At 67.4% G+C, this 17,292-nt stretch carries 13 protein-coding genes; 8 read left to right on the top strand and 5 right to left on the bottom strand.

The window, feature by feature from the left end; all coding sequences use genetic code 11:
* The 6 genes from KF833_07695 to KF833_07720 are packed head-to-tail and all read left to right on the top strand — an operon-like array spanning window position 1 to window position 5,127.
* The gene (locus tag KF833_07695) at window positions 1–654 is read left to right on the top strand and encodes a cytochrome c (protein ID MBX3745179.1); all 654 of its coding nucleotides are present in this window, start codon (window positions 1–3) and stop codon (window positions 652–654) included.
* A gap of 6 nt (window positions 655–660) precedes the next feature.
* Window positions 661–1,908, top strand: a complete 1,248-nt coding sequence (locus KF833_07700) for a hypothetical protein (protein ID MBX3745180.1) — start codon at window positions 661–663, stop codon at window positions 1,906–1,908.
* Window positions 1,905–2,279, top strand: a complete 375-nt coding sequence (locus tag KF833_07705) for a hypothetical protein (protein ID MBX3745181.1) — start codon at window positions 1,905–1,907, stop codon at window positions 2,277–2,279. Before KF833_07700 ends, KF833_07705 begins: the two co-directional genes overlap by 4 nt.
* Window positions 2,280–2,327: 48 nt before the next feature.
* Window positions 2,328–3,785 (top strand): cbb3-type cytochrome c oxidase subunit I, encoded by a 1,458-nt coding sequence (locus tag KF833_07710; GenBank protein ID MBX3745182.1) that lies wholly within the window; start codon window positions 2,328–2,330, stop codon window positions 3,783–3,785.
* Window positions 3,782–4,504 carry a cbb3-type cytochrome c oxidase subunit II gene (locus tag KF833_07715; protein MBX3745183.1) on the top strand — a complete coding sequence of 241 codons (723 nt, stop codon included), beginning with the start codon at window positions 3,782–3,784 and terminating at the stop codon, window positions 4,502–4,504. The genes KF833_07710 and KF833_07715 overlap by 4 nt, the downstream gene beginning before the upstream one ends.
* The gene (locus tag KF833_07720; protein ID MBX3745184.1) at window positions 4,501–5,127 is read left to right on the top strand and encodes a cytochrome c; all 627 of its coding nucleotides are present in this window, start codon (window positions 4,501–4,503) and stop codon (window positions 5,125–5,127) included. The genes KF833_07715 and KF833_07720 overlap by 4 nt, the downstream gene beginning before the upstream one ends.
* Here KF833_07720 and KF833_07725 read toward each other — a convergent pair.
* The 3 genes from KF833_07725 to KF833_07735 form a co-directional block, all read right to left on the bottom strand.
* Window positions 5,105–5,536, bottom strand: a complete 432-nt coding sequence (locus tag KF833_07725) for a DUF2784 domain-containing protein (GenBank protein MBX3745185.1) — start codon at window positions 5,534–5,536, stop codon at window positions 5,105–5,107. The genes KF833_07720 and KF833_07725 overlap by 23 nt on opposite strands.
* A gap of 32 nt (window positions 5,537–5,568) precedes the next feature.
* Window positions 5,569–7,503 (bottom strand): prolyl oligopeptidase family serine peptidase, encoded by a 1,935-nt coding sequence (locus KF833_07730; GenBank protein ID MBX3745186.1) that lies wholly within the window; start codon window positions 7,501–7,503, stop codon window positions 5,569–5,571.
* Between the two features lie 80 nt (window positions 7,504–7,583).
* Window positions 7,584–8,570 carry a hypothetical protein gene (locus tag KF833_07735; protein MBX3745187.1) on the bottom strand — a complete coding sequence of 329 codons (987 nt, stop codon included), beginning with the start codon at window positions 8,568–8,570 and terminating at the stop codon, window positions 7,584–7,586.
* A gap of 201 nt (window positions 8,571–8,771) precedes the next feature.
* Here KF833_07735 and KF833_07740 point away from each other — a divergent pair, with 201 nt between their 5' ends.
* Window positions 8,772–9,173, top strand: a complete 402-nt coding sequence (locus KF833_07740) for a BlaI/MecI/CopY family transcriptional regulator (GenBank protein MBX3745188.1) — start codon at window positions 8,772–8,774, stop codon at window positions 9,171–9,173.
* 30 nt (window positions 9,174–9,203) lie between these two features.
* Window positions 9,204–11,558 (top strand): M48 family metalloprotease, encoded by a 2,355-nt coding sequence (locus KF833_07745; GenBank protein MBX3745189.1) that lies wholly within the window; start codon window positions 9,204–9,206, stop codon window positions 11,556–11,558.
* Window positions 11,559–11,650: 92 nt separating this feature from the next.
* On the opposite strand, the gene KF833_07750 is transcribed toward KF833_07745, so the two are convergent.
* Together KF833_07750 and KF833_07755 are read right to left on the bottom strand one after the other, a co-directional pair.
* Window positions 11,651–12,334, bottom strand: coding sequence for a YceI family protein (locus KF833_07750; protein ID MBX3745190.1), 684 nt, complete (start codon window positions 12,332–12,334; stop codon window positions 11,651–11,653).
* A 55-nt stretch (window positions 12,335–12,389) separates the two neighbouring features.
* Window positions 12,390–16,817 carry a lamin tail domain-containing protein gene (locus tag KF833_07755; protein MBX3745191.1) on the bottom strand — a complete coding sequence of 1,476 codons (4,428 nt, stop codon included), beginning with the start codon at window positions 16,815–16,817 and terminating at the stop codon, window positions 12,390–12,392.
* Window positions 16,818–17,292 lie beyond the last annotated feature (475 nt).

Consider the following 17,292-nt stretch of genomic DNA (forward strand, 5'->3'; position numbering starts at 1 on the left):
ATGCGTTATTTCCTCGCCCTATTCGCCCTGACGTGCGTGCTGGTGGTGGTGGTTGCCGGGCCGCGCGGCTCGACCTCGCGGCGTCCGCCCATTGAGATCTGGGATGACATGGACCGGCAGTTGAAGCTGCGACCGCAGGCGGTCGCCGGATTTGAAGGATGGCAGGATGCCCGGACCTCGCGACCCTGGGTGGCGGGCACGGTGCCCCGGTTGGAGCCTGTGCGGGTGGGTGGCAACCTGGTGCATCGCTTCGAGGATCACCCGGTGATCACGGGCCGTGAGGCGGTTCAGACCAACCATGTGGAATCAATTCCGCTTCCGGTCACGGAGCGCCTGCTGGCGCGGGGACGGGAGCGTTATGGGATCCACTGCACGCCGTGCCATGGTGCGACCGGGGACGGCAACGGGATCGTCAAGCGGTTCGGCCATGCGGCGATTCCGGCGTTGACCGATGAGGCCCGGGTGCGTTTGCCGGACGGCTACCTGTACCAGGTGATCCAGATGGGGAGTCCGAGCGGCCTGATGGGGCCCTATGGAGCCCAGATCGAGATTGAAGATCGCTGGGCGATCGTGGCCTACATGCGAGCGCTGCAATTGTCGCGCCTTGGCCAGCCCGAGGACTTACCCGAAACCGTCCGAGTGACGCTCAAATAGTCTGCCATGGCCTCCACCGCCGCCGTTTCACCCTCTGTTCCGGTCTCCGCCGAGGCTCCGCCCTGGCTGACGCGCCTGCCCTTCCTGCTCACCGTGGTGGGCGGGTTTGGCGTGCTGCTGGGGATTGTGGTTCCCTCGCTGCAGAAGCAGTTCGCCTTTTCCTGGCTGCTGGCGTTCATGTTTTATCTCAGCCTGATGTTGGGCGGGCTGTTTCTGGTGATCCTGCATCACCTGTTCGATGCCCAATGGTCGGTGCCGATCCGCCGGGTGACCGAGCATCTGGCCTGTCTGGCGCCGCTGATGGCGGTGTTTTTCGTGCCGATCGCCTTCAACGCGCTGTTTGCGGGGCCGGAGAAGGCGCTGTTTGCCTGGATGCACTCCGATGCGGCGACCGACCATGCGCTGTACGCGAAGAAGCAGTTGTTCAACCGCCCTGCCTGGCTGGTGGTGTCACTGGGCCTCTTATGGACCTGGCACTGGCTCACCCGGGAATTGCGCAAGGCATCGGTCGAGCAGGATCGGACCGGGGCGGCCTCCTGCACCCGGCGGATGCGGTTCCTGTCGGCGATGGGAATTTTCGTGTTTGCGCTGACGCTGACGTTCGGGGCGATTTTGTGGATGAAGTCACTGCAGTGGCAGTGGTTCTCGACGATGTACGGGGTGTATTACTTTGCGGCGAGCGTCTGGCTGACGGTGGCGACGGTGTATGTGATCGTGCTGCATCTTCAGCGGACCGGCCCGTTGTCGGCGGTGGTGCAGCCGGTGACCTACCATGATCTCGGGAAACTGTTCTTCGCCTTCACGGTGTTCTACGCGTACATCGCCTTTTCGCAGTACTTCCTGATCTGGAACGCGAACATTCCGGAGGAGACCTTCTGGTACGTGGCACGCGAGCAGGGGTCGTGGTGGAGCGTGGGGCTGCTGATGGTGTTCGGTCATTTCTTCGTTCCCTTTCTGATCCTGCTGCGCATCGACACCAAGATGTCCTACACGGTGATGATCCCGATGGCGGTATGGGCGTGGCTGATGCATTTCTGCGACCTGTCGTTCAACATCATGCCGGTGCTGCATCCGGAGGGATTTGTGGTGCACTGGCTGGATCTGAGCTGTCTGGCGTTGATGGGGGGCGTGCTGGCGACGTACTTCATCCGTGATTTCAGGGGGCACGCGCCGTTTCCGCAGAAGGATCCCCGGATGGCGGAGTGTCTTGGAATCCACCTGAGTGCGGGTGGGAAAGAGGGAGGTGCGCATTGAGCCCGGATAACGGTTGCTGTTCGCGGGCCACCCTGAACTGGGTGGGGGTGATCGGAGCGTTTTTCACGATGCTGGTGCTGGTGCTGGCGCTGAGGCATTACACGTCGGTGCCGGACGTGAACCAGGCGCGCGCCTCGGAGCGGGCGAAGGTTCTGGCGGAGACGAGGCAGAAGGAGGCCCTGGAGTTGTCCACCGCCGCATGGATCGATCAGGAGAAGAACCTGGTCCGGCTGCCGAATGACATCGCGATGGCGATGACGGTGGAGATGTGGCGGGATCCGGCCCAGGCGCGTGCCGCGCTGCTGGAACGTGCCGGGAAGGCCTTCTTCGTTCCGCCCCCGCCCCCGGAGGCTCCGAGCGAGTGGGAATGAGCATGGGAGTGAGTGGATGAGGGGGAGCCTTCGACTGTTTCGCATCGCATGAGTCCGTCAACGTATTCGCCTACAGGGCGCGAGGGGGTCCCCACATTGGCCGAGGTGGATGCGTCGTGCCGGTGGCTGGCCTGCCTGCTGGTTCCCAAGGCGGCGGCCTGGGGCGTCATCGGGACCCTTTTGTTGCTCGTCGCCTCCATCAAGCTGCATGCGCCCGGGTTGGGAGCGGACCATGCGTGGCTTGGGTACGGGAGGCTGGCGCCGGCGGGTTGGAGTGCGCTGGTCTATGGCTTTGTTGGGCAGGCGGCGATGGCGGTGGGCTTGTGGGTGGTGGCCCGGGCGTCGCGTCAGCGGTTGCAGGCGCCATTCCTGATCGGGTTGGGGGGGGCCTGTTGGAACCTGGGAATCCTGGGAGGCGTCGTCGGCGTCCTGGCGGGTTACTCGACGGGCCGGGAGTGGTTGGAGATGCCGGTTTGGGCGATGACCTTCGCCGTGATCGGGGCCGCGTTCGTCGGGGTGGCCGGATGGATGACCTTCGCGACCCGGACCGAGGAGCAGACCTATCCCTCCGCGTGGTTCGTGTTGCTGGGGTTGCTGGCCTTCGTGTGGGTGGGGACGGTGGCGTTGCTGATGTTGGGCGGGGAAGGGGTTCGCGGGGTGACGCAGGTGCTGGTGCAGCGCTGGTTTGCGGGCGGGGTGAGCAAGCTCTGGCTGGGCGGCATCGCGGCGGGGATCGTCTTTCATTTCCTGCCGTTGCTGGCGAACCGGCCGTTGGCGAGCCGGCCGTTGGCGCTGATCGGATTCTGGAGCCTGGCGGTGTTCACGCCTTGGGCGATCACGATGCACGGGGATCCGTTTCCCCGTTGGGTGGTGAGCCTGGGGATGGCGGGTCAGGCGTTGGGCATGATCGGGCTGGTGTCGATTGCGCTGAACTGGTGGAAGACCGCCGAGGGGGCGCTGGGCGCGGTATTCTCGGGTGGACCGGGCCGCCTGCTGGGCGCGGCGGCGATGGCCTACGTGGCGGGCTGGGGCATTCAGTATCTGGCCGGGCTGCCGCAGGCGGCGGCGGTGTTGCGGTTGACATGGATTCACCAGGGGCAGGACTGGCTCTGGGTGGGCGGCGCGGTCGGGCTGGCGGTCATGGCGGTGGTGCCGGAGATGGTCGAGCGGGCGACCGGGCGGCCCTTGAACTCCGGCCTCATGAACTGGAACGGGCGGCTGATGCTGATCGGGGTGGGGTTGATCGCCATTCCGCTGCTGCTGGCGGGTGTGGTGCAGGGGCTTGGATTGAATTCGGGCACCCGGCCGTTTCTGGAGGTGCTTCGTGGAAGCATGCACTGGGTTCGATTGAGCACGCTGGGGTACATGGTCCTTCTGGCAGGGCAACTGGTCTTCCTGCTGGCCGTGATGGGCTGGTGGCGCACGGCGGTGAGGGAATGGATGGCCGGGGTGGTGGCGTACTGGTCTGCGCCGGTATCGGATGACCGGATGGAGGTGCGTTCATGAAGTCGGCACCGTTGATCTTTCTGGGGATTCTGCTGGGTCTGGCGGGGTCGTGGTGGGGGATGGTGGTGGGCCCGAAGCTGCAGTTGGGGAGCGCCTCCGCGGTTGAGGTGAAGGGTTCGAGTGTGCATTACCCGCCGGTGCGGCCTGGTTTGGCGAAGCAGGGAGCCGAGATCTATCGGCGCGAGGGATGCAATGCCTGCCACAGCCAGCTGGTCCGGCCTGCGGGGTTTGGGTTCGATCTGGGGCTGGGCTGGGGTCCGCGCCGCACGGTGGGGCAGGACTATCTGCGCGATGACCCGGTGATGCTGGGGCATGTCCGGGTGGGACCGGATCTGGCGAACATCGGATTGCGATTGGGGGCTGGCGACACCAATGCGCAGCCGACGATGGTGGCGTATCAGTTGCGGCACTTGTACGACCCGCGCGGTGCGATGCCGGGATCGATCATGCCGGCGTACCGGCACCTTTTCCGGCTGCAACCGATCGAGGGCCAACGGTCGCCCGATGCCCTCAATTTGAACGGCCCGGCGGCACCGCCGGAAGGATTCCAAGTGGTTCCCACGGACGAGGCGAAAGCGCTGATGGCCTATCTCTTGAGCCTGCAATCGCCGGTCTCCCTGAAGGAGGCGCCGATCCTCAGCCGCCCGGGCGAGGAATCGGAAGAGGAGGAGGAAGAGGCGACCAACGATGTGGCCGAGGTGGCGATACTGACCCGATGAAGAAGGCGCAGTCTTCCAGTTCCATTCCGTCCGTGTTGTCGTCGGAGGCGAGTCCGAAGACGGGCAGTTATTCGCTGCCGGCGGGCTTTTTCCTGGCGATCTCGGCGCTGCTCTATCTGGGCAACGCGGAGGGGTGCTACCATCACGGGCACTTTTCGGCGTCGGTGTACGAGCCGTATGCGGATCTGCGGAGCATTCCCAGCGCCGATGGCGAGGTGGACCGGGTGAACGTGGGGCGCCAGCTCTACTCCCTGCGTGGGTGCGTGGCCTGCCACCAGCCGAACGGCATGGGCAATCCGGCCAACCAATGTCCTCCCGTGGCGGGTTCGGACTGGGTGTTGACCGAGGGGGCCGGGCGGCTGATCCGGATCATCCTGCACGGGGCGGCCGGGCCGATGGTGGTGAACGGGCAGACCTGGAATGGGAACATGACGCCATTCGGCCCGGTGCTGGACGACGAGGAGATTGCCAACATCCTGACCTACATCCGCCAGGCTCCCGAGTGGGGCAACAATGCGGGCGAAGTGACACCGGAGATGGTGCGTGCGGTGCGGGACGCGACGGCGGATCGGACCGCGCAGTGGTCGGCGGCCGAACTGCTCAGGATTCCGGAGACGGAGTAGCGGGGCTGCGGGGCGCCTTGCGGATGGGCACCAGCCAGAGATTGGCGATCACCAGGGCGAGGAAGGCCAGATAGGCCGCGGTGAACACCCAGGGATCGGCCTCGTAGAAGAGGCATCGTCCGACCCAGTAACGGATAAAGGTGTCGGGATAGGTGGGTTCCGTGCCGGCCCGATCGCGGAGGAAATTCTCGAGGGTGGTGAGCGGGCAGACCCTGCCGAGAGCGGCCTGAACGGTGACGAAGGCGATGGCGACGAGGTGGGCGCCCCGGAAGAGCGGGCGGCGTACCCAGTCCCACTTCAACCAGCCCCCAAGCGAGACCAGGAGCCAGCCGCCGACGACAAAGGCGACGAAGCTGGCGTGGAGGAGCAGGACGAGATCGGCTGCGCGGAGATACCCCTGGTGGATCATGGGGGAAGGTTTCGTGCCCCGCGCGTGGGACGTCAGAGGTGTTCCTCGAGGAAACGAACGAGGGCGAGGAACATGAAGTCGGAGTTCTTCTTCCTGGCGAATCCGTGGCCTTCGTCGCGGGCGAGGAGATACCAGACGTCGCTGCCATGACGGCGCAGGGCCTCCACCATTTGTTCGGATTCGGAGGCGGGGACGCGGGGATCGTTGAGACCCTGCGCGATCAGGAGGGGACGGCGGATTCGTTCGACCTGGGAGAGCGGCGAGATACGGGCAAGGAATTCGGCCATGGCCGGGTCGCGTTCGTCGCCGTATTCGGCGCGGCGGAGGTCGCGGCGGTAGTCCTGGGTATTGCGGAGGAAGGTGAGGAAGTTGGAGATGCCGACGATGTTGATGCCGCAGCGCAGGCGTTCGCCGTGATGGATGAGGGAGGCGAGGACCATGTAGCCGCCATAGCTCCCGCCGTACACGGCAACGCGGGAGTCGTCGAGATGGGGATCGGCGGCGACCGCATCGAGAAAGGCGCCGATGTCGCGGACCGAATCCTCGCGTTTCATCCCGTTGTCGAGGGAGACGAAGGTCTTTCCGAATCCGGAGGAGCCGCGGACGTTGGGGTAAAGGAGGGCGATTCCCAGCTCCTGGACGAGGTAATTCCAGCGGCCCTGAAAACCGGGGCGCGACTGCGATTCCGGTCCGCCGTGAATCAGGACGAGAACGGGACGAGGTCCCGGGAAGCGACGCGGGTCGGGGCGGTAGAGGAAGCCTGAGAGGGGCAGGCCGTCGAACGCCGTTGTGCGGATGAGTTCGGCGTCGGCGAAGCGGGCCGTGTTGAGGCCGCCGGTCTCGCTTTCGGTCCAGCGGGTGAGGGTGTTCAGGCGGGCGTGAACGGAATACACCTCGCCGGGGGCGCGGGCCGAGCCGAGGGAGAAGGCGACTTCCCGTCCGTTGCGATGCCAGCGCAGTCCGGAGGCAACCCCCCTGGGCAGGGCTGGCACCCGACGTTCCCGCCAGGACCGGCTGTCGGCGATGCGGAGGACGCTGATGCCATCCTCGTTGGTGAACCAGGCGACCGTGCGGCCATCCGGCGACAGGTCGAAGGACTCGACATCCCCGGTGGGCTGGGGCCCCACGGGTTCGAGGTTTCCGGTGCCAAGGTCCAGTCGTGCGAAACGACGGAACTCGGCATCGTGGTCGGTGGTGACCAGGGCCTGGCGGCCATCGGGGAGAAAGCGGGCGCCGCCGTAGGCGACCGGGACGGCCGCGGGCGGGGAGACCTGGCGCCGCTCGCCGGTGGCCATGTCGATCAGATGAAGGGAACTCTCGTTGATGGAGACGTAGGAGAGGGCGAGGAGACGGGTTTCGTCAGGCGACCAGTCGAGCGGCATCCAGCCGCCGCCCGGCAACTCGGCGACCAGACGGTCGGAGTCGGGCTGAACCGGGTCGAGGCGGTAGAAATCCGTGTCGCGTCCGGTGCGCCGGGTCGAGGCGTAGGCGAGCTGGCGGGAATCCTGCGCCCAGCGAGGGAAGGTGTTCCTGGATTTCCCATCCGTGAGGAGGGTGATGTCGCCGGTGTCGCGGTCGAGCCGGAAGAGCTGGAAGAACTCGCCGCCCCCGGTGTCCTGTTGAAATACGATCCGGGAACCATCGCCGGGCAGGAAGGTGCCCGACGCGACCGGATCGGGAAGGAAGGTGAGCTGGCGGCGGGCCCCGCCGGGCAGTTGCACGAGGTGGAGTTGGGCGGTGTCTGCGAACCGGGTGGTCAGCAGGACGTTCCGGCGCTGGGGATGCCAGTCCTGGAAACTGGCGATGCGGAATTCGAGGTAGGGCGCGACGCGTTCCGCCAGTCCCCCGGGCAGGGCGGGGATGCCGTCGGCGACCACCTGGTCGGGCACCGGGGCCGCCTGGGCCACGGCGGCGGTCAGGGCGAGGGCGAGCGCGAGGCGCTGAGGCAACGCGGAAGGGCGGGTCATGGACATCGGGCCGGGAAGCGCGGGGGAGGAACGGCGGAGGGTATCCCGTCGAGGGTCTTGCCAGGGCGCGGCACCGGGGCTCAGGGCAGGGCGTGGTCGGCGACCTTCACGCCGCGGCGGAAGGTGTTGAAACCGAACATGGACGGGTTGAACTCTCCGATGGGGGTGGCATCGGCGCGGGCGGGAACTTCGAGGCCGGTGAGGTGGTAGCAGGCATTGATGAAGAGCCGTCGGAGATCCTCGCTGGCCATGTCGATCGAGGCGCCGATGGTGGTGCAGAGCAGGGTGGAGACGTTGCCGGTCTCGCCCCGGTAATCGCGCAGCCAGATCATGGGCATGAGCGACTTCTTCAGGTTGGGCGGGTCCTCGGGTTTCATGCCAACGAGGGTGAGGCCGTGCATGAGGACCACGGCGTCATTGGGGAACGTGGGGGAAACGCCGTACACGTCGCTGGGCCCGAAGACATCGAAGACCTCGCGGAGGATGGGGTGACGGCGGTTCTTTCCATCCACCAGGCCGCGGGCGGCCTCCTTGCCGTGGTCGCCGTGGTGGAAGGTCCACGTCTCGCCGATGGTCACGGCACCGAACCCGCCGCGCCAGCCTTCGCCGCGATGGTCCCAGGAATACCTGGCATAGGGGCTCTGCCGGTTGCGGGTGTAGTGGAAAGCGTGGGTGGCGGTGCGCACCACGATCATCGGTTTGCCCGAGTTCAGGTAATCGACGAAGTGCTTCATGTCCTCGTCGGGCAGTTCACGGAACCGAAACTGGTTGATGACCAGGTCGGCACCGGCGAGGAGGTGCATGCCGGGGACATTGGTCTGGTTGTTGGGATTGATGGTGGTATCGGGGTCCTGGCTGAACAGGACGGTGGCGCGGAAGCCATGGCGCTGGCTGAGGATTTTGCCGAGCTGGGGCAGGCTTTCCTCCGACCGGTATTCCTCGTCGCCGCTCAGCATCACGACGTGCCTGCCGTTGGCCGCGCCGGCGGGGGGGTCGTAGGTGACCCACTGGGCGGCGGGGGTGGCGGGGGCGGCATGAAGGAGCAGGGCCGCGGCGAGCAGCGGCAGGAGGGCTTTCATGGGGTCAGGCTAGCCGCCCGGTGCGGAGGGCCGCGAGCGGAAACGGACGGGTGGCCTCGAATGGACTGAAACGCTGTGCATATGCACGAAGTTTAGGGCGATTTAAAAGCGCCGAGCCCGAGGAATTCTCTACATTTGTAGATGAAAAGGCTTGCCAGTTCTCTACGGATGTAGAGGATTGGGTGCGTCATGAAGGATGAAGGCAGGCGGGCGCCGATCGAACTCACGGAGGCGGAGTGGAGCGTCATCAAGGCGGTGTGGGAGCGGGAGCCGTGCACCGCGCCGGAGGTGCAGGAGCGGTTGCGGGCGGCGACGGGATGGACGTACAGCACGGTGCGGACGTTGATGGACCGGATGGTGGGGAAGGGGTTGTTGACGGCGCGGAAGGACGGGAAGGTGACCCATTTCCGGTCGGTGGCGACGCGGGAGCAGGCGCGTCGCGGGGAGGTGTTGTATGCGCTGGAGCACGCCTTCGACGGGGCGTTGACGCCGATGGTGGAGTGCCTGCTGGACACGCGGGGCCTGTCGGAACGGGAGCTGGACGAGCTGGACGCGCTGATCCGGTCGCATCGGCGGCGCAGCCGGAAGTGACGGAGACCCCGAACCGCAATGGGATTCGCGATGAAGACCTGGATCGAGTTCCTGAACCGGGCTGGCGAGACGGCGATGCCGGTCGCGCTGGCGGCCTTCGTGCAGGTGAGCGGGGTGGTGCTGGTTCTTCTGGTGTTGGATCGGTTGCTGGCAAGGCGGGTGCGCGCCGTGTTCCGGCATGCGCTCTGGCTGCTGGTGCCGTTGAAGCTGCTGTTGCCGCCGGGAGTGGCCCTGCCGACCTCGGCGGCCTACTGGCTGCGGATGGAGGCCCCGGTGGCGGAACAGATGCGAGGGGAAGTCTTCAACGGCGACGTTCGTGTCGGGTACGCCGACGGGATCGCGGGAATCCATGACGCGGCGGATCGCGCGCCGGGCGAAGGACAGGACACGGTGGGCCAGCCGGGCCTGACCTTACGGGGGGGTGGCGTGCTGGGGTGGTTCGTGGGCTTCGCCGGCTTGGCGGGCTGGATGGCATGGGGTGCGGTCCGGGTGCGGCGGACGGTGCGGGAAGGCCGGCGGGGAACGGCGACCCTCGAGGCCATGGCAGTCGGGGCGGCGGCGGAGTTGGGTCTGGGGCGGACGCCCCGGGTGGTGGTCTGTGAACGGGCGGGCACACCTGCGGTGTGCGGTCTGTGGCGGCCGGTGGTGGTGATGCCGCCATCGTTGGTGGACGGGCTGGATGCGGAGCCCATGCGAGCGGTGCTGTTGCACGAGATGGCCCATGTGAAGCGGGGCGACCTGGGGTGGAACCTGCTGCAGTCGGCCTTGCTGGCGGTGTATTGGTGGCATCCGCTGGTGTGGGTGGCGCAGGCGCGGATGCGGCGGGTGCGGGAGGAGGCGGTGGACGAGACGGTCGCCGTGGTCTTGCGTGGGGAGACGGAGGGGTACGCGCGGGCGCTGGTACGGGTGGCCCGTCACGCGGTCCGGCGGCGGGCGCCAGGTCTGGGGTGGGTGGGGATTCTGGAGTCGCGCAGTGCGTTGCACGAGCGGGTGCGGCGGCTGATCTCGCTGCCCACGCCCGGAAGCGCGCGCTTGGGGATGGTCCAGCGGTTGAGCGTGGGATTGCTGGCGGTGGGACTGTTGCCCATGGCGCCGCGGTCCAGTGATCAGGAGGCGGCGACGGGGGCGGTGGGAGCCTCAGTGCCGCGCGAGGTTGCGGCGGCAACGGAACGAGGCGGGACGACGGTCGTGGCGGGTGGGGACGCTTTGCCCGAGGACAGCGAATCCATCGCGGCGCTGGTCCAGGCGATCAAGGAGGGCAATGAGGAATTGGCGGCGATGCTGCTGCGGTACCGCAGTGGATGGCCGCCTGTCATCCAGCAACGCATGAGGATCGCGGAGCTGGAAGCCCGATTGGCCGAACGCCGCCTGCGGGATGGTGGGCGCTCGTCTTTGGAACCGCTGTGGACGGACCAGGGGGCGAGTGCGGGCGAAGCACTGACCGGCCCGGCAATTACTGGGGCGTCGATGAAACTGCTGACCGTATTGGTGGCGGACGCCTCGCCGCCCTACTACGTGGGCGGCGACCTGCCGACCATGCTGTCGGAACTGGCACCTCGACTGCGGGCGTTGGGAACCGACCCCGAGACCGTCCTGATGGTGCGGGCCGAGCAGCGGGCTTCCTGGGATTCGGTCGCCGCACTGATCGAGGCCGCCCGTGCGTCGGGGATCCGTCGGGTGAGCCTGTCGCGGGCGGAGGGGGCCGGACCCGTCGGGATCCCGGCCGGGACATCGCCGGTTCTCCGGGCGTCGCCTGCGCGAATGATTCAGCTCGAAGCTGTCGTGTACCAATGGAGCGCGGCGACCCGGCAGGCCGTGGGACTCGGAGGGGATGCTGAAGGGTCGATGGTGCCCATGACACGGGCCCGGATGCAGGGCGTGAGGCGCACCGCGGAGGCGTCGGAGGATGCTGTCATCATGAACCTTCACCGAGTGACAACCCTCGAGGGACGGGCCGCAACGTTTGAGGTGGAGGAACCCGCGGCGTCGTTGCGTCGGTTGGGATTGAGCCGGCTGCGGATGGAGGTGCTGCCCCGGCCGTCCGGCGACGGGTACACGTTCGAACTCGAGTTAGGGACGCAGTGGACGGATGTGATTCCGGTGGTGAAGGACGGCACGGCGGCGGCGGATGCCCGAGTGGAGCCCCGTCAGGAAGGAGGCGTGTATTCGGTGAACGCGGTGGGGTACATCAACAGCCGGAGAAACGGCCGGGTGCGCCTGTACGATGGCCAGTCGGTCTGGATTCCGCTTCCCCGGAGTTCCGTGTTTCCGGCGGAGGATGCCTCGACGCGGGACCGATGGTTGCAGGTAACCGCCCAGACGATCGATCCCGCCGGCAACCCGATCCACACCCGCGAGGCGGAGACGGTGCCGACGCAGGAGTAGGCGGGGGCGAATGGCGGATGCCGGATGGCGAATCGGGGGGCGGTTTTCGGGGCGCGTGGGCTCCCTGGATGGCCCGACTGCGCCGCCCCCCGTCAGGGTGCGATGCGGTCTTCGGGGCGGGCGGGGCCGGGGGACGCCTTGAGGTCGAGGCGGATGACGACGTTGTCGCGGATGAGGTCGTCGGCGCGACCGGTGTAGTTGATATTGAAGTCCTTCCGGTTCAGGGCGAACTCGGCCTTGAGAGTGAGTTCCTCCGGGGTGATGCGCACGTCGGCGGGGAACGACACGCTCTTGGTGACCCCGTGCAAGTCGAGGTTTCCGGTGACGAGGTGTTTGTCCGCCTGGGGCGATACCGACGTGACGGTGAAGGTGGAAAAGGGATAGGTCGGCACATCGAAGAAGTCGGCGTTCTTCAAGTGACCCGTGAGCCGGTTGTTGTCCGACCAGGTCGAGTCCATGTCGATGCGGATCACCGGTGTGCCCGTGATCTTTCCGTCGGCTACTGGAACCGTCCCCTCGAACTTGTTGAACCCGCCGTCGTGGCTGCCGGTGACCTTGGAGCCGACGAAGCTGATGGTGGATCCGGAGCGGACGACGTAGTCCACGCTGGCGGCCGTGGCTGCGGTCTGGGAGACGTCGGTGGGCGCGGAGGCGGTGCTGCGGTGGACGTTTTCGGAGGGATCGGAACAGCCGGCCCAGAGGAGGGCGAGCAGGCAGGGCGACAGGCGGAGGAGGGCGATCGTGGCTGTGGGCGAGGGTTTCTGCGGGTTGAGCATGGGCGGGGGACGGAATCCAGGGGTGTTCGGTTACAAACAACCCGTGTGGGGGCGGTCAGTCGAGGCGGAGGCGGAAGTATCGGGCGGGATCGGGCACGAGCGGGAGGGGAATGCTGACGGTCCTGGCGGGGCCGGCGGGGAGGTGATCGAGATCGAGCCAGATCGCCTGGGTGACGGTGGCCGCAGCCTGGACGGTGTAGGCCTGGCCGGGCGCGGTTTGGAAGCGGAGTTCGAGGGCACCGCCCGGGCCGGGTTCCACGACGAGGCGAGGCCTTTCAGCGGGCGGAAACGGGTCATCGACGGTTCCAGGGGAGCCGCCGGGGCGGGTGCTGGGGCGCCAGTTGGCACTGTGACCCCAGGTGTCCCAGGGCACGGAGGGATCGCGAAAGACGAGCGAATGACCGCGGCCGTCGGTGATCGGGTACCAGGCATCATCGTATGCGAACTCGAGGATCATCTCCCCGACGGCATCGTCGAGGCGGAGCGTCTCGCCGGCGTTGTCGAGGGCGCCCTCGAAGGTGCCTGCGATGGAATCGAGCGGGCCGTACCGGGCGGTGAAGGCGGCGACGTCGCGGACCACGAGGACATGGGCGGCCGGGGCGAGGGTCGGGATGGTGCCGAGGGAGAAGTCGAACCGGACACCGCGGGTGAGGCGGATGCCGGTGAGGTCGAGGGGTTCGGGGCCGAGGTTGCGGAGTTCGAGGAACTCGTAGCTTTGGGCGTCGTGGGGAAGGCCGGGGACGGGGTCGGGGTTGTAGAAGATCTCGGTGATCCGGAGGAACTGCTGGGCCTGGGTGGGCCGGCCTTCGTAGCTGTGGGAGGCCATGAGCCGGCCGGTGTCGTCTTCGAGCAACAGGGTGTCGCCGCGGGCGCTGAGGAAACCGCGGTAGTTGCCCTGGACGAAGTGGCCTTCATGGCCGCGTGGGGAGGCGGTGCGGGCGCGGAAACTTCGGGCATCGGGCGAGAGGTGCAGGCTGCGACCGGCGGGGACGACCGTGCCGGGACGGAAGGTGTGGTCGATGGCACCGCGGATGCGCCAGCCGGAGAGGTCGAGCGCGTGGGGATGGGGGTTGGTGAGTTCGACGAACTCCTCGAGGGGATTGCCGGAGTTGGGAAGGAAGTCGAGGCGGCCGAACCGGGGGGCGGCCGCGGCCGGTTGGGAAGGGGGGATGGGATCGCCGCGAAGAAGGGGGTTCTGGTCGAAGAGGAAGGTGCGGCGGCCGGGGAGATGGATCGAGAGGAGACGTTCCGCTTCGGCGCGCATGGGGTTGCCGTTGCCCCAGGAGCCCCAGCGCTGGAAATCGAGGTCGGCGTCGGACGGGGCGATGCCCGGGGGATCCATGGCGTCCATCATGGCGCGGACGCGGGCTTCGATGCGGAGTTCGGCGGCGGGGGTGCCCGGGGGTTGGAGGACGGTGTCCATCACGGTGCGCAGGCGGCGGAGAACCATGGCGCGGAACTCGGGGTGATCGAAGACGAGGTTGTAGAGGCGGTTGGCGGGTTTGTTCTGCTGGGCGGGGTTGTAGAAGGTGAGGACGTTGTCCTGGAAGAGGGTGTCGGTGAAGTAGCCGCGGGCATCGAGCCAGTTGCGGCCCCAGGTGAGATCGACGTCCCAGGGGAGCAGGGCCCATTCGCCGGAGCCGTCGCTGTCGCGGTAGAGGTAGTAGTTCTTGTGGCCGTGGTCCTGGCTGCTGCAGAGGGCGAGTCCGGCGAAGTAGGAGACGATCTGGGGCAGGTCGAGATGGTCCCAGGCATGGAGGGCGCGCTGGGTGAGGGAACGTCCTTCGTCCAGGGCGGTGACCAGGGACTGGAGATCGTTGAAGTTCTCCCAGCGGCGGGTCTTCTTCTCGTTGCCGCCCGCGCTGCCGAGGTTGTTGTACATCTTGTAGAGGGCACCGCGTGGGTCGCGTCCGAGCCGTTCCAGCCAGCGGTCGTCGCTGTCCTCGACGAGGTCGGCGATGCTGAAGAACTGGCCGTTGCGCTGGAGGCGGACCTGGAAGGCGAAGTGGGCGAGGCTGCCGGATGCGGCGAGGAACTCGTAGGCGAGGGCGTTGCGGACGCGGGCCTTGTCGCCCCAGTTGGTGAGGAGCCGGATGTCCTTCACCCGGGTGGCGCCGGGTCGGTAGAGGAAGCGGTGATCGGCGGGGAAGTCGAGGTTGTAACCCTTCTTGGGGAAGCCGCTGGAACTCTGGCCGCGCAGGCGCATGCGGACGTTGTCGTAGAGTTCGCCGGCATGGAACAGGGCGATGCGGGTGCCGGAGAAGGTGTCCGCGGCGCCGGGGTTTTCGACGAAGAGATGGAGGACGGGGAGCGCGGACTGGATGGAGGCGTCGCGCACCACGGTGCCGAGCCAGGCCTCGGAATCGAGCGGGTCGGTGTGGAGGGGCCAGCGCGAGGTGCGGCCTTCGGTGTCGGTGGCGGTGATGTGGTAGCGGATCATCTGGCCCGGGGCGGCCACGGGTGCGGGTAGGGTCGCCGAGTGGAGACCGGCGGCGGGTTCCATCGGGAGGATCTGTTCGGGGCCGAACTGGATGCGGTACCGGAGTTGAACCGCGGCGACGGGCGCGAAGGTCGGGGCGACGTGGACCTGGAGGGTCAGGGGTTCTTCGCTGGAGGGTTCGTTGGGGGTGTGAAGGGCATCGACGACGATCGGGCCGAGGTCGGCGGCGCCCACGTTGTTGGGGGCACCGGGGGTGGGGACGGTGAAGTACCGGGGCGTTTCGGCCATGAGTCCGGGGCGATCGGCGGACAGTTCGACCTGGATGAGGAAGTCGGGGTCGTCGGCGGTGAGGTTGAGGCCCTGGACGGCGAGGACGTTCGGGCCGTGCACCAGCGCATGGGCGTGGGGTGTCAGGTCCAGTTCCTGCCACTGGATGGCGCGATGGTCGGGGTTCGGCCGGGTGGCGGCGGCGGTCCAGTCGGGGGCATCGGGAGCGTTGAGGCTGGCGACGGGGACGCCGTTGAGCCAGGCGACCAGCCCGTCGTCGTAGCGCACCCGGAGGGTCAGGCGGCTGACCGACGTGGGATCTTCGAGGGTGAACGGGAATCGCACATAGGCGGTGGTGTGGATGCCGTGAAGGAGGTCGCGGAGGTCGGTGGCGATCAGGGGGGCGTAGGAAACGGGGGGTGCGGCTTCGAACAGGCCGGAGATCTCGGTCGGGGACAGCGTGCGGGTCCAGACGGCGATCTCGTCGAGCTGGCCGGCGAAGGCGTTGCCCGAGGCGTCGAACACGCCGCCGCCGCCGGCATTGAAGGGGAATGGCGAACTGCCGTGATGGCCGCCGCCTCCGGGTGATTGTGCGGCGAGGGTTCCATCGAGGTAAATCTGCAGGGCGTCGGCGGTTCCCACGGCGGTCAGGTGATGCCATTCGCCGTTGGGATGGGGGTAGGTCAGTTCGACACTGCCGGACGGGGTCCAGAGCTGGAGGGTGGAAGGGCTGATGAACCCGAACTCGACGGCGTCGTTCTGGCCCCAGAGGCCGGTGCGGGACGACTGGGCACGGGTCGGGCGAATCCAGCCGGCCATGGTGAACCCGGTCCGATCGCTGAGCAGACCCATCGGGCCGCCGATGAAGTCGTCGTCGCCATCGAGGAGCGGGGCGCGGTTGTCGGGTTCGAGGGAAGGGTGTCGGGGCGGGCGCGGTCCGGGCTGGCCCAGTTGCGGAGCGCCTTCGAAGCGGCCGCGTCCGGCGTCGCCCCACGAGCCGAGGTTGGCTGCGGTGTTGCCGTCGGATTCGTCGAGGCGCCAGTAGAGGGCGGGTTCGGTGGCGAGGACCCGGAGCGCGTAGGAGGATGCGTCCGGGTCGGGTGCGCCGGTGTCGAAGCCCACGCCATTGACGATCGGTTGCCAGGCGGAGTCGTTGAAATCGGGCGCCGTCCAGGCGAGGCCGAGGGTGTCATCGGACGGGATCCTCAGGCGGCCGGGGGCGTCGGGGGCGACCAGAGTGAGGGTGGTGCGGTCGAAGGCGAAGCCGTAGGAGACATCGCGGAACTGACGGGGGAAGGCCGGGGCGAACTCCGTGGCCGTGCGGTCGTCGGGGGCGATCAGAGCGAGGTATTCGCCATCCGAACTGAGACGGAAGTTGGCGTGCAGGGGGCTGCCCGGGGTGCGTCGGTCCTTGCCCGAGGCGAACACGAGGAGGTGCGCCCGGGGGGCGAGGTTGGTGGCGGGGAACGTCCACTTGCGGCGATCGGCGGCGTTGTCGGTGAGGCTCCAGCCGGCGAGGGGGACGGGTTCGGGACCGGGGTTGGCCAGTTCGATCCAGTCTTCGGCGGCGCCATCCTCATCGAGGAGGGTGCTGGCATTGACCGCGCCGAACTCGGTGAGGATCACCTGCGCGCGGGTGGGTATCGCGAAAGTCAGAAGGACGGCAACGAGGGCGAGCGTGGTGAACGCGGCGGACCCGGCGGCCGGACGGGCGAAGGCGGACCCGGTGGTGCGGCGATGACGTGGGTTTCGTGGATGGGGGCCGGTCGATGGCATGAGCGCTTGATGCGAAGGATGGCATCCGACGGATATGCTGTTCCAGTCCGGGGGCAAGGGTGAAACGCCGGGCAGAGGTGCGAGCCTCGCGAGGCGTGGCCTCGGAGGGCCGAGTTCCACGAGGCCGGCGGGGGATTGGAGCGGTGGGGGCGCATCTAAGTCTTTTGCAGCAGGCCTCGTACCCGTACTCGTACCCGAAATCGCCCTGCCCAGTTCGCATGTTGAATGGGAGGTCCGAACAAGATCGAACCCATCGGACCAGCCATGAGGCGACGCTGAAACGGTGTGCCTGCGAGTTCGAGTACGAGTACGAGTACCGCCCTTCGGGCTGAGTACGAGTCCCGAGGAGGGGAAAAGGTGTGGTGCAATGGATTGAGGACTCGCGGAGCTCGTCCCTCCGATTCGCCCGTTTCTCACTCACAACCCGGGGAAGGCACCGGGTCGGGGCAGGAGCCGGAATCGCCTTTCGGGTTCG

This window comes from Verrucomicrobiia bacterium (assembly GCA_019634625.1).
Taxonomy (GTDB): Bacteria; Verrucomicrobiota; Verrucomicrobiia; order Limisphaerales; family CAIMTB01; genus CAIMTB01.

Coding starts and splice junctions, on each gene's coding strand:
- KF833_07710 (MBX3745182.1), top strand. CDS start 2,328: ATGAGTCCGTCAACGTATTCGCCTACAGGGCGCGAGGGGGTCCCCACA.
- KF833_07755 (MBX3745191.1), bottom strand. CDS start 16,817: ATGCCATCGACCGGCCCCCATCCACGAAACCCACGTCATCGCCGCACC.
- KF833_07725 (MBX3745185.1), bottom strand. CDS start 5,536: ATGATCCACCAGGGGTATCTCCGCGCAGCCGATCTCGTCCTGCTCCTC.
- KF833_07720 (MBX3745184.1), top strand. CDS start 4,501: ATGAAGAAGGCGCAGTCTTCCAGTTCCATTCCGTCCGTGTTGTCGTCG.
- KF833_07695 (MBX3745179.1), top strand. CDS start 1: ATGCGTTATTTCCTCGCCCTATTCGCCCTGACGTGCGTGCTGGTGGTG.
- KF833_07700 (MBX3745180.1), top strand. CDS start 661: ATGGCCTCCACCGCCGCCGTTTCACCCTCTGTTCCGGTCTCCGCCGAG.
- KF833_07740 (MBX3745188.1), top strand. CDS start 8,772: ATGAAGGATGAAGGCAGGCGGGCGCCGATCGAACTCACGGAGGCGGAG.
- KF833_07715 (MBX3745183.1), top strand. CDS start 3,782: ATGAAGTCGGCACCGTTGATCTTTCTGGGGATTCTGCTGGGTCTGGCG.
- KF833_07730 (MBX3745186.1), bottom strand. CDS start 7,503: ATGACCCGCCCTTCCGCGTTGCCTCAGCGCCTCGCGCTCGCCCTCGCC.
- KF833_07745 (MBX3745189.1), top strand. CDS start 9,204: ATGAAGACCTGGATCGAGTTCCTGAACCGGGCTGGCGAGACGGCGATG.
- KF833_07750 (MBX3745190.1), bottom strand. CDS start 12,334: ATGCTCAACCCGCAGAAACCCTCGCCCACAGCCACGATCGCCCTCCTC.